At 61.9% G+C, this 11,385-nt stretch carries 11 protein-coding genes; all 11 read left to right on the plus strand.

Going from position 1 to position 11,385, the window contains the following annotated elements; genetic code table 11:
* The first annotated feature begins 9 nt into the window (after window positions 1-9).
* The 11 genes from GFM02_RS21930 (at window position 10) to GFM02_RS21980 (ending at window position 11,239) form a co-directional block, all read left to right on the plus strand.
* On the plus strand, window positions 10-567 hold the full coding sequence (locus GFM02_RS21930; RefSeq protein ID WP_168269311.1) for a gluconokinase: 558 nt from the start codon (window positions 10-12) through the stop codon (window positions 565-567).
* On the plus strand, window positions 557-1,450 hold the full coding sequence (locus GFM02_RS21935; RefSeq protein WP_168269309.1) for an NAD(P)-dependent oxidoreductase: 894 nt from the start codon (window positions 557-559) through the stop codon (window positions 1,448-1,450). The genes GFM02_RS21930 and GFM02_RS21935 overlap by 11 nt, the downstream gene beginning before the upstream one ends.
* Window positions 1,451-1,557: 107 nt before the next feature.
* The gene (locus GFM02_RS21940) at window positions 1,558-3,054 is read left to right on the plus strand and encodes an ATP-binding cassette domain-containing protein (RefSeq protein WP_168269307.1); all 1,497 of its coding nucleotides are present in this window, start codon (window positions 1,558-1,560) and stop codon (window positions 3,052-3,054) included.
* A gap of 18 nt (window positions 3,055-3,072) precedes the next feature.
* Window positions 3,073-4,113: an ABC transporter permease gene (locus tag GFM02_RS21945; protein ID WP_168269305.1), complete on the plus strand. Its 1,041-nt coding sequence runs from the start codon at window positions 3,073-3,075 to the stop codon at window positions 4,111-4,113.
* Window positions 4,114-4,164: 51 nt separating this feature from the next.
* Entirely contained in the window at window positions 4,165-5,262 is a 1,098-nt protein-coding gene (locus tag GFM02_RS21950) for an ABC transporter substrate-binding protein (protein ID WP_168269303.1), read from the plus strand.
* Window positions 5,263-5,357: 95 nt separating this feature from the next.
* A complete protein-coding gene (locus GFM02_RS21955) occupies window positions 5,358-5,696 on the plus strand; it encodes a hypothetical protein (RefSeq protein WP_168269301.1) in 339 nt (112 codons plus the stop codon).
* Between the two features lie 324 nt (window positions 5,697-6,020).
* Window positions 6,021-7,046, plus strand: a complete 1,026-nt coding sequence (locus tag GFM02_RS21960; RefSeq protein WP_168322773.1) for an ABC transporter substrate-binding protein — start codon at window positions 6,021-6,023, stop codon at window positions 7,044-7,046.
* A gap of 34 nt (window positions 7,047-7,080) precedes the next feature.
* Window positions 7,081-7,971, plus strand: coding sequence for an ABC transporter permease (locus tag GFM02_RS21965; protein ID WP_168322774.1), 891 nt, complete (start codon window positions 7,081-7,083; stop codon window positions 7,969-7,971).
* A complete protein-coding gene (locus GFM02_RS21970) occupies window positions 7,947-8,696 on the plus strand; it encodes an ABC transporter ATP-binding protein (protein WP_168322775.1) in 750 nt (249 codons plus the stop codon). Before GFM02_RS21965 ends, GFM02_RS21970 begins: the two co-directional genes overlap by 25 nt.
* Window positions 8,697-8,733: 37 nt before the next feature.
* Window positions 8,734-10,107 (plus strand): LLM class flavin-dependent oxidoreductase, encoded by a 1,374-nt coding sequence (locus tag GFM02_RS21975; RefSeq protein ID WP_168322776.1) that lies wholly within the window; start codon window positions 8,734-8,736, stop codon window positions 10,105-10,107.
* A 61-nt stretch (window positions 10,108-10,168) separates the two neighbouring features.
* Window positions 10,169-11,239 (plus strand): LLM class flavin-dependent oxidoreductase, encoded by a 1,071-nt coding sequence (locus GFM02_RS21980; RefSeq protein ID WP_168322777.1) that lies wholly within the window; start codon window positions 10,169-10,171, stop codon window positions 11,237-11,239.
* The last annotated feature ends 146 nt before the right edge of the window (window positions 11,240-11,385 follow it).

The following is an 11,385-nucleotide window of genomic DNA, read 5'->3' on the forward strand; positions in this document are numbered from 1 at the left end:
GACGAGACGATGGACTTGGAGAGAAAGGCACCGCTTCTGGCCGTCGTCGTCATGGGCGTCAGCGGCTGCGGAAAATCTTCGGTTGGAGAGCATCTCGCCGCCCGAAACGGCCTGCCGTTTCTGGAAGGCGACCAACTCCACCCCGCTGGAAATATCGAGAAGATGGCGCAGGGCATACCGCTTGATGACGACGACCGCCTACCCTGGCTCGACCGGATCGGCGAGGAAATAAGGGCCGCGCAAGAAACGTCGCAAGGATTGGTGGTTTCCTGTTCGGCGCTGAAGAGAAGTTATCGGGACAGGTTGAGGCAGGCGGCGGACGGGCATCTCGCCTTTGTTTTCCTCGAAGGGTCCCGCGATCTGCTGCTGTCGCGCATGCAGGCCCGCCAGGGCCATTTCATGCCGGCGCTGCTGCTCGACAGCCAGCTGCAGACGCTGGAGCCGCCGACCGGTGAAGCTAATGTCGTGACGGTGGCGATCGATAATGCGTTGGATGATATTGTGGCGCTGGCTTGCCAGGGACTGAGCGGCATGGCCGTCAAGGGAGGAGATTATCATGCAGGATGACTACAGAGCAGATGTCGCCGTCATCGGTGCCGGCATCATGGGAACGGCGATCGTCACCCGATTGATCGAGACCGGGCATAAGGTCTCCGTCTTCGACCTGGATACCGAAAAAGTCGCGGCTTTGGAGGCCAGGGGCGCACGCGCGGCCGGCTCCGTGGAGGACGCGGTCTCACGGTCGGCGTTTTGCGTGCTCAGCCTCAATCACGCCAATATCGTCCGCGCCGTCGTCTTCGGCGAAAAGGGTGTTGCGGCGGCGGCAAATGCCGACAAGGTGCTGATCGACATGTCCTCGATCGACCCGGCCGAGACGGCCGACATGGCGATGCGGCTGCGTCGGGAAACGGGCATGGCATGGGTGGATTGCCCGCTCTCCGGCGGCGTGCCGGGTGCGCTGAGCGGACGCCTGACGATCATGGCGGGCGGCAGCGCTGAGGATTTCGAACGGGCGCGCGTGGTGATGCGGCATCTTGCCGCCAATTACACGCTGATGGGTGCATCCGGCGCCGGGCAGACGACGAAGCTGATCAATCAGCTGTTTTGCGCCGTGCTGTTTCAGGCCGTCGCCGAAGCGGTCAAGCTCGCCGAAGCCGGCGGTGTCGATCCGGCCGCCATTCCGGCCGCTCTTGCCGGCGGCAGGGCTGATAATCGGATAATGCAGGAATTCATGGAGAAATTCGCTGCCCGGGATTTCTCGCCGACAGGCAGAATCGACAATATGTTGAAGGACCTGGATTCGCTTCAGGCCTTTGCGCTGAAGACGAAGACGCCATTGCCGATGACCGGCTCTGTGGTCGAGATTCACCGCCTGCTCTGTGCTGCCGGGCTTGGAGCAAGAGACTCGGCTGAGATGATGCGTCTTCTCGACGGATTTCAGCCCGGCTGACGTCAATTTCCCGGGAAATTTGGGATCCTCATCTTTCTGCTTGACCATCCATAAATGTTATCGATAACATACAGGCAATGACAACCGCAGCTTTGGGAGGAGCCACAGTGGAAGCCAAGAGACTGCTGGAGTTCCGGTCGATCACCAAGAGCTTCGGCGGCACGCAAGCGCTGCGGGACGTCTCGATCGATCTGCGCGAGGGCGAAATTCTCGCGCTGCTGGGGGAAAACGGCGCCGGCAAATCGACGCTCATCAAGACGCTTGCGGGCATCTACAAGCCCGATACTGGCGACATCCTGTTTCGCGGCCAGAGCTACCATCATCGTCCCCCGAAGCCGAACGAGCGGCAACCGGTTGCCTTCATCCACCAGGATCTCGGTTTGATCGAGTGGATGACGGTCGGCGAGAACATGGGCCTGTCGCAGGGTTTCTCGATGCGCCGCGGCCTGATCGATTGGAACAGGACACAGGCGCGCGCCAAGGAAGCCTTGAAACTGGTCGGCTGCGATTTTGACCCCACGACGCGCGTCTCGGCGCTGTCGCGCACCGAAAAGTCGCTTGTCGCCATTGCCCGTGCGCTTGCCGTCGAAGCCGACGTTCTGGTGCTCGACGAGCCGACGGCGAGCCTTCCCGCCGATGAAGTCGATCGGCTTTTCAATGCGATCCGCCCCTTAAAGGATCGCGGCGTCGGCATGATCTACGTCTCCCACAGGCTCGACGAGATTTTCCGGATTGCCGATCGGGTCGCCGTTCTGCGCGACGGCTGCATGGTGGGACAGAAGCCCGTCAGCGAGACGACCCCCGAGGAGCTGGTGACGATGATCATCGGCCGCAGCGGCGACAGCCTCTTTTCCAAGACGGCGATCACGCCCGGCAAGGCGATCGTCAAGGTTCGCGATCTCGTCTGCGCCGGTACTAGCCCGATATCCTTCGATATCCGCGAGGGCGAGCTTCTGGGCCTGGCTGGATTGCGTGGCGCCGGTCAGGAACGGATCGGCCGCGCCCTGTTCGGTTGCGAGCCCTTCAACGGCTCGGTTCTCCTGCATGACGAGGCCCCCGACCTTTCCAGCCCACGAGGGGCAATGGCGTCGGGCATCGGCTTGATTGCCCGTGACCGGACGGAGGAATCCGTGGCGCTCTCGCTTTCCATTCGGGAAAATACCTATCTCAATCCAGGAGCCGTCGGACGTGGGCTTTTGTCCTTCCTGTCGCCGCGCGGCGAAGCCGATCTTGCCCACAAGATCGGTCATTCCGTCGGCCTGCGGCCGAACGACCCGGATCTGCCGGTGGAGGCTCTGTCGGGCGGCAACCAGCAGAAAGTGGTCGTCGGCCGCTGGCTGGCGACCGGCCGCAAGCTGCTGGTCGCGGAAGATCCGACCGCCGGCGTCGATATCGGCGCGCGTGCCGAAATCTACCGTCTGATCACCCAGGCGCTCGAGGCCGGTCTCGCCGTTGTCGTGGTGTCGACGGACTTCGAGGAAATCGCCCATATCTGCCACCGCGCGCTGGTTTTCTCGCGCGGGAAAATCGTCAGCGAACTGACTGGAAGCGCTCTGACGACGGAGGCGGTCATCACGGCCGCATCCGCATCGGAAGCCGCTTGAGCCATCGGGAGAACAGCCATGCAATCCATTGAATCCACGGCGCTGGAGCCGACCAAGAGCGAAATGGCCGGTCTGTCCACTGGACAGAAGATCGGACGCCTGATCCCGGTGTACGGATTGGTGATCCTGACCGTCGGCCTGATTGTCATCTTCTCGATCCTTCTGCCGGATACTTTCCCGACCGTGTTGAACGTCCGCTCGATCGTGTCCGACAAGGCCATCATTGCGCTTCTATCGTTGGCTGCGATGATCCCGATGGCATCGGGTCGCATCGATCTGACCGTCGGCTATGGCATCGTGCTCTGGCACATTCTCGCCATCAGCCTGCAGACGGCCTACGACCTGCCCTGGCCGGTCGCGGTCGTCATCGTGCTCGCGCTCGGTGTTCTTACCGGCTGCATCAACGGGCTGCTGGTCGAGGTTGCGAAAATCGACAGCTTCATCGCGACGCTCGGCACCGGAACGGTCCTCTATGCGCTTGCGCTTTGGCACACCGGCGGCCGGCAGGTGGTCGGCGTCCTGCCCGATGGTTTCTATGCGCTGAACGGCACCATGCTGTTCGGCCTGCCGATCACCGGCTTCTACGTGCTCCTGATCGCGGTCTGCATGTGGATCGTGCTCGAATACCTGCCGATCGGCCGTTACCTCTACGCCATCGGCGCCAATCCGAAGGCTGCGGCCCTTAATGGCATTCCGGTCCGTAAATTCGTGATCGGCGCATTCGTCACCTCGGGGCTGCTTGCGGCTCTGACCGGGGTCCTTCTCGCCTCGAAGCTGCGCATCGGCCAGGCGAGCGTCGGCCTCGAATATCTCCTGCCGGCGCTTGTCGGCGCGTTCCTCGGATCGACGACGATCAAGCCGGGACGGGTGAACGTCTGGGGCACTTTGATCGGCGTCATCATCCTGGCGGTCGGAATATCAGGAATTCAGCAATTCGGCGGGTCGTTCTTCGTCGAACCGCTGTTCAACGGCGTGACCCTGCTGATTGCCATCGGCATAGCAGGTTACGCCCAGCGCAAGCGCGGAGCTGTGAGGAGGATCACACCCGCATCCAAATGAGGATGCCGGCTTATCCCGGCATTTCATAACAAACAAAATGGAGGAGTGAACATGAAGCGCAGAACACTATTGCAGGCAACGGTCGCAACCGTCGCCGTTATGCTCAGCATGCCGGCATGGGCCGATTCGATGGCCGACGCCAAAGCCGTGGTCGAAAAGTATGCTTCCAAGGTGAGCGCCTGGGATGGCCCGACGAGCGGCCCCAAGGGCGCTGCCGGAAAGAACATCGTCATTCTTGCCGGCGATATGAAAAACGGTGGCATCCTCGGCGTTGTCAATGGCGTTCAGGAAGCGGCAGGCGCGCTCGGCTGGACGGTAAAGGCGCTTGACGGCGCCGGCTCGATCGGCGGCCGGACCGCGGCCTTCGGCCAGGCCATGGCGCTGAAGCCGGATGGCATCATCATCAATGGCTTTGACGCGGTCGAACAGAAGCCGGCGATGGAAGCGGCGAAGGCTGCCGGCATTCCGATGGTTTCCTGGCACGCCGCCTCGGAGGTCGGTCCGGTTCCCGAAGTCGGTGTCTTCGCAAACGTGACCACCGATGCGATGGAAGTGTCGAAGTCTGCGGCGGATTGGGCCTTCGCCGATGCCGCCGGTAAGCCGGGCGTCATCATCTTTACCGACTCCACCTATGCGATCGCGATTGCCAAGGCCGATCGTATGAAGAAGGAGATCGAGGATCTCGGCGGTACGGTGCTCGAATATGTCGACACGCCGATCGCGGAAACCTCCCAGCGCATGCCGCAGCTGACCACATCGCTTCTGCAGAAGTATGGCGCGAAGTGGACGCATTCTCTGGCGATCAACGACCTCTATTACGACTTCATGGGACCTTCACTCGCCTCGGCCGGCATTGCCGGCGACGGAAAGCCGGTGAACGTCGCAGCCGGCGACGGTTCGGAGAGCGCCTATCAGCGTATCCGCGCCAAGCAGTTTCAGGCCGTCACGGTTGCCGAGCCGCTCAACCTCCAGGGCTGGCAGCTCGCCGACGAACTGAACCGCGCCTTTGCGAAAGCGCCATGGTCCGGCTACGTGTCGCCGCTCCATGTGGTGACCAGTGAGAATGTCGAGTTTGACGGTGGACCGAAGAACAGCTTCGATCCCGACAACGGCTATCGCGATCAGTATAAGAAAATCTGGGGCAAATAACCCTCCCAATCAGGGCGTATCGACCGATATGCCCTGAACTCCTGACAGCCCGCCAACATCGATCCAGCTCCGGCGAGTTTTGGAAAAGAGAACCTATGATCATTCGTTATGCTTTGTTTGAAGGCGAAATCCATCCCGGCAGAGAAGCGGAATTCCGCCAATTCGTGCGGCAGCGGCTCGTCCCTCTCTGGACGAAATTTCCGGGCGCCGAGGAAATCCGGGTGCTGGACGGGATGGAGCGCGACGAAGGCGCCCCGATCTATGTCATGGCGCTCGCCATTCGTTATCCCGATATGGACGCGGTGAACACTGCACTTCTCTCCGATGTGCGGTCGCAGAGCCGCGAGGTCACCGGCGAACTCCTGCAGCTCTTTACCGGCAAGGTGCACCATCACGTATTTGCGGCCAACGAATATGCACCGCATATTGCCTGACATAAGGCGATCCCGACGTCCGCGACGGCTTGGCGTCTGAAGGGCGGTCACTGCGGTTTTCTGCCAAGCCTTTATCAAGAGCAGGGTTAAACAAGGCCCGCAAAGCGCCCGTGGACGAATGTCCCAGGCGCTTTTTCACGCCTGGATACATCGACCCTCGTGCCGACGCGCCGGATGCGATCGTTTCGGTTGCCCGACTTTTGAGGACAATTTTCCCTCAGCGCCACTTTCATTAAACTAAATAGTCTATCGATTTAGTAGATTATGTTTCATCTTACCGTGCATCGCTCCTGCAATCAGCAATCCGAAACGGGAAGATCGACGATGACATTGGCAAAGACATTCAAAATTGCGTTGTTCAGTCTGCTTGGTCTCAGTGCCATTCATGGTCAGGCGGCAGCCCAGGCAGAGGCTCCCCTGCTTCCCAAAGTGCCGCCGGGCACGGTGCTGACGATCGGCGATCCGGTCACGCAGAAAGCGCTCGAAGTGTCCGGTCTCGGCAAGGAGCTCAGTTTCGAGGTCAAATGGGCGAATATCAGCGGCGGGCCGCAGACGTCGGAAGCTTTCCGCGCCCATGCACTTGATGTCGGATCGGTGGCCGAGATCCCCTCCATCTTCGCCAACTGGAACAACCTGCCCGTCCGCAACATCGCCTATCGCGAACGCCGTGATCCGATCGCCAATCCGATCTACCGCTTCGGCATCGCACCAGGCGCGGCCGTCAAGACGCTGGCGGATTTCCGCGGCAAACGCATCGCCTTCAGCCCGGGGCAGGCCCAGGGCACGCTCGTTCTGCGTGCTCTCCATGCCGCAGGCTTGAAGAGCGGCGACGTCACTCTGATAGAGCTGCCAAGCACCAGCGACGTCTACCCTAAGGCATTGGCAAGCAAGCAGGTCGACATCGCACCGCTCGGCGGCGTCTACATCAGGCGCTACATCACCCAATACGGACCTGATGGCGCGACCCTCGTGGAACATGGCCTGCGCGATGATCCGAGCCATCTTTATGCGCCGCAATGGGTTCTGGATGATCCCGCCAAGGCGGCAGCGCTCGCCGAATATGTCGGCCTGTGGGCACGCGCCACCGAATGGGTGAACCGGAATCCGGATCTCTGGATCAAGGAATATTACGTCGGTCAGCAGGGGTTGAGCCAGGAGGACGGGGAATATCTCGTCAAGCTGACCGGCGAACAGGTCGTTCCCAGCGATTGGAGCGAAGTGAAGAAGCGCCACCAGGAAACCATCGACCTGCTGGCAGGCGAGCTCGGCTACAAGCCCCTTAATGTGGAGCAGATTTTCGACAATCGTTTCGAAAAACTCGGCACCGCGGCTTTGGCCAAGAGCCAGTAACATTCGACATTCCTTTGGAGAGGAGATCTGAAACATGGCAACCACTTGGGATGCAGATGAGGCGAAACTGTCGCGGTCGTCCGGCGGTAGAATTGTGCGGGCAGGTTCTCGCCTTGTAACACCGGCTGGCTCCACTGGCCCTCGCGCCCGGCGCAGGCTCGGTCCCGGACCCGCGATCCCTTTCGGGTTGCAGATCGGGCCGATATTGCTCGTCTTGACCTGGGTCGTCGGTTCTGCGCTCGGATGGATTGACCCGCGGATCTTGTCGGCGCCGTGGACGGTGGTCGAGGCCTTCGTCAGGCTGATAGAGCAGGGTCGCCTGCAGGATAATTTCGTGACGTCGGCGACGCGCGCCCTGCTCGGCCTCAGCATCGGATTGCTGATCGGCACGATCCTGGCGGTGATCGCCGGTCTTTCCCGGATCGGCGAAGCCCTGATTGACGGGCCGGTCCAGATCAAGCGTGCGATACCGACGCTGGCCTTGATTCCCTTGCTGATCCTGTGGTTCGGCATCGGCGAGAGCATGAAGGTTACGACCATCGCGCTTGCCGTGATCGTGCCGATTTACATCCACACCCACAATGCGCTCCGCAGCATCGACAGCCGTTATGTCGAACTGGCCGAAACCCTGCGGATGAGCCAGAAGGACTTCATCCTTCAGGTCGTGCTGCCGGGTGCTTTGCCGGGTTTCCTTCTGGGTCTGCGGTTTGCCGTCACCCTCTGCTGGGTTTCTCTCGTCGTGGTCGAGCAGATCAACGCCACCAGCGGGCTCGGTTACATGATCGATCTTGCCCGCAACTACGGGCAGACCGACGTCATTCTCGTCGGCCTGGTGGTCTATGTGCTGCTGGGTCTCGTCTCGGACGGTCTTGTCCGCCTGCTTGAACGGAGGGCCCTCTCATGGCGCCGCACCCTGGCAAACTGAAGCCCGCAAGCAAAGCCGTCCACGTGCGAGATCTCGCACGGCGGTTTGCGACGAAGACGATCCTCGACGGCGTCGATCTCGATATCGAGGAAGGCGAGTTCGTTGCCCTGCTTGGCCGCAGCGGCTCCGGCAAAAGCACGTTCCTCAGGGCTCTTGCCGGTCTCGATCACGGTGTCGAGGGAGCCGGCACCCTCGAGACACCGGAGAGCCTTTCGGTGGTTTTCCAGGACGCCCGCCTGCTGCCGTGGCGCACCGTCATCCAGAACGTCACGCTCGGCTTGACCGGCGCCTCCGGCCAGGAAGCCGGACGGAAGGCTTTGGCGGAGGTCGGGCTTGCAGGCCGGGAAACGGCGTGGCCGAACCAGCTTTCTGGTGGCGAGCAGCAGAGAGTCGCTCTTGCCCGTTCGCTGGTGCGCGAGCCGGCCCTGCTTCTCGCTGACGAGCCGTTCGGCGCGCTCGATGCCCTGACCCGGCTGAAAATGCACGATCTGCTACGGGAGTTGTGTGCAAGACACCGTCCCGCCGTGCTGCTCGTCACCCACGACGTCGACGAGGCGATTTCGCTGGCCGACCGCATACTGGTTCTCGACGAAGGCCGCCTCATCGAGGATCTCAAGATCGATCTGCCGACACCGCGCGATCACGGCGATCCGCGTTTTACGCAATTCCGAATCCATCTTCTCAGCCGGCTCGGGGTCGAGCTTCCGGGCCGCAAGGCCGCCTGACATCAGCAACAGTTCAGTTTGATCTGGAGATAAGCCAATGAGCACATCGAAACGGCAAATGCGGCTTGGCGCGTTCATCATGGCGACCGGCCATCATATCGCCGCCTGGCGCCATCCGGAGGCGCAGGCCGATGCCGGCCTCAATATCGATCACTACCGCGAGCTCGCGCAGACCGCCGAACGCGGCAAATTCGATCTCGTCTTCGTCGCCGACAGTCCGGCGGGATGGGACCGCGCCAAGGACCCGGAAGCGCTTCGCCGCACCGCCCAGGGCGCGCATTTCGAGCCTCTGACCCTCTGGGCCGCGCTCTCACAGGTGACCAAACATATCGGCTTCGTCGCCACGGCATCGACGACCTATGAGGATCCCTACCTTCTCGCCCGCAGGTTCGCCTCGCTCGACTATATCTCCAAGGGTCGCGCCGCATGGAACGTCGTCACGACGGGTGCGGATGTCTCGAAGAATTTTTCGATATCGGGCCATCCCGCCCATGCCGATCGTTATGAGCGGGCCGAGGAATTCGTCGACCTGGTGAAGGGCCTATGGGATTCTTACGAGGACGATGCCTTCATCCGCGACAAGGAAAGCGGTGTCTACCTCGATCCCGACAAGGTGCATCTCGTCGATCACAAGGGCAAATTCTTCTCGGTGGCCGGTCCGCTCAACGTCGGCCGTCCGGTTCAGGGCTATCCTGTCATCGTGCAGGCCGGCGCATCGGAACCCGGGCGCGAACTTGCCGCCCGCACGGCCGAGATGATCTTTACGGCCAACCAGACCTTCGAGGATGCGCAGGAATTCTATTCCGACGTCAAAGGGCGGCTCGCCCGCTACGGACGCCGGCCGGACGAACTGCTGATCAGTCCCGGCATATTCCCGGTTCTCGGCGGGACCGAAGCGGAAGCCCAGGCGAATTACGACCATATCCAATCGCTGGTTCATCCCTCCATCGCCTGGAATATCCTTGCCCGCCACTACAAGGGCGTCGACCTTTCCGGCTACTCGCTGGATGATCCCGCCCCTCCCCTGCCTGAAAATACCGAACTCAACAAGAGCCGACTTAAGCTGGTTTCCGACCTGGTATCGCGCAACAATCTGACGCTGCGCCAGTTCTATCTGGCGGTCGCCACCGCTCGTGGCCACCGGACGGTGGTCGGAACACCCGAGCAGATCGCCGATGCGATGCAGAGCTGGTTCGAAAACGGTGCTGCCGACGCCTTCAACATCATGCCGCCGATCCTGCCCACCGCCTTGACCGATTTCGTCGATCAGGTCGTGCCGATCCTGCGCAAGCGCGGCCTGTTCCGGTACGAATATGAAGGCACGACACTGCGGGAAAACCTTGGTCTCCAACGCCCGCCGAATAGCTTTGTGGTTCAGGCGGGGCAGCAGCAGATGCAGGCGGCCGTATGATCTCTTCAGGAGGCTTCCCTCCCCTCTTTTCGTTCAATCACCCACAGAACCGCAGCATCGCATGAACAATAGTTCCGAATTTCTCTGGTATATTCCGAACGACGTCAAAGCCGGTCATCGCGGCGATTCCGCCGTCGAGAACCACAACAGCCTGGATACGCTGACCAGCCACGCAAGGGCGCTGGAGGAGCATGGCTGGAAGGGCGCGCTCATCGGCACCGGTTGGGGCCGCCCCGACACGTTTACCATCGCAACCTCGCTCGCCGCCCGGACGACCACCTTCGAACCGCTCATTGCGATCCGCCCAGGCTATTGGCGACCGGCGAACTTCGCTTCCGCGGCGGCCACGCTGGACCATCTGACGGGCGGCCGCGTGCGGATCAACATCGTGTCGGGCAAGGACAACTTGCGCGCCTACGGGGACAGCGAGGGCGATCAGGCACACCGCTATGCAAGGACCAAGGAGTTCATGCGGCTGGTCCGAAGATTATGGACCGAAGAAAACGTCACGTCCGCCGGCGAGAACTTCCGGGTTGCCGACGCAACCGTGATGCCGCGCATCCAGGTCCGCGGCGACCGTCGGCACCCCAAGTTCTATTTTGGCGGCGCTTCGGAGGCGGCAGAGCGGGTGGCCGCCACCGAGGCCGATGTCCAACTCTTCTGGGGCGAGCCGCTTGAGGGTGTCCGCGAACGGATCGCGCGGCTGAAGGCGTTGTGCCGGGAACTGGACCGCGACCTCCCACCGCTGGAATTCGGCCTGCGGATAACGACGCTGGTCAGGGACACCACCGAACAGGCCTGGACCGACGCCGAGGCGAAGGTCGCCGAGATGGCCAGAAGCAAGGGCAGCGGCTGGCACGATCACCAGCGGGCGCTCGCCGTCGGCCAGCAGCGGCTGCTCGATTTGCATGAGCGCGGCGACGTCCTCGACGACAACCTCTATACCGCGCCGGGCAAGTTCGGCGGCGGCGGTGCCGGCACCACCTGGCTGGTCGGGTCGGCGGAAGACGTCGCCCGCTCGCTGCGCAAATACCAGGATCTCGGTGTCACCCACTTCGTGCTGTCCGACACGCCCTATCTCTCCGAAATCAAACGGCAGGGCGATCAGCTTCTTCCGCTGCTGCGCGGCTGAAGCCGGAGCAGCGGCGCTCCGGTACCGCCGCTGCAATTCATGCCGATTGGCGAGCCCGTTCAGAGCGTCGCGCAGTTCGCGGGCAAGCCGCGGAACCTTGTTGTTTGGGCGAGGTAAGAGATTTCGCAACCATCGGAAGAGCGCCG

This window comes from Rhizobium leguminosarum bv. viciae (assembly GCF_012276115.1).
GTDB classification, from domain to species: domain Bacteria; phylum Pseudomonadota; class Alphaproteobacteria; order Rhizobiales; family Rhizobiaceae; genus Rhizobium; species Rhizobium leguminosarum_T.

What these genes read in the sequence shown, in the direction of transcription:
- GFM02_RS21930 (WP_168269311.1), top strand. Translation starts at nt 10, where the DNA reads ATGGACTTGGAGAGAAAGGCACCGCTTCTGGCCGTCGTCGTCATGGGC.
- GFM02_RS21935 (WP_168269309.1), top strand. Translation starts at nt 557, where the DNA reads ATGCAGGATGACTACAGAGCAGATGTCGCCGTCATCGGTGCCGGCATC.
- GFM02_RS21945 (WP_168269305.1), top strand. Translation starts at nt 3,073, where the DNA reads ATGCAATCCATTGAATCCACGGCGCTGGAGCCGACCAAGAGCGAAATG.
- GFM02_RS21950 (WP_168269303.1), top strand. Translation starts at nt 4,165, where the DNA reads ATGAAGCGCAGAACACTATTGCAGGCAACGGTCGCAACCGTCGCCGTT.
- GFM02_RS21955 (WP_168269301.1), top strand. Translation starts at nt 5,358, where the DNA reads ATGATCATTCGTTATGCTTTGTTTGAAGGCGAAATCCATCCCGGCAGA.
- GFM02_RS21960 (WP_168322773.1), top strand. Translation starts at nt 6,021, where the DNA reads ATGACATTGGCAAAGACATTCAAAATTGCGTTGTTCAGTCTGCTTGGT.
- GFM02_RS21965 (WP_168322774.1), top strand. Translation starts at nt 7,081, where the DNA reads ATGGCAACCACTTGGGATGCAGATGAGGCGAAACTGTCGCGGTCGTCC.
- GFM02_RS21970 (WP_168322775.1), top strand. Translation starts at nt 7,947, where the DNA reads ATGGCGCCGCACCCTGGCAAACTGAAGCCCGCAAGCAAAGCCGTCCAC.
- GFM02_RS21975 (WP_168322776.1), top strand. Translation starts at nt 8,734, where the DNA reads ATGAGCACATCGAAACGGCAAATGCGGCTTGGCGCGTTCATCATGGCG.
- GFM02_RS21980 (WP_168322777.1), top strand. Translation starts at nt 10,169, where the DNA reads ATGAACAATAGTTCCGAATTTCTCTGGTATATTCCGAACGACGTCAAA.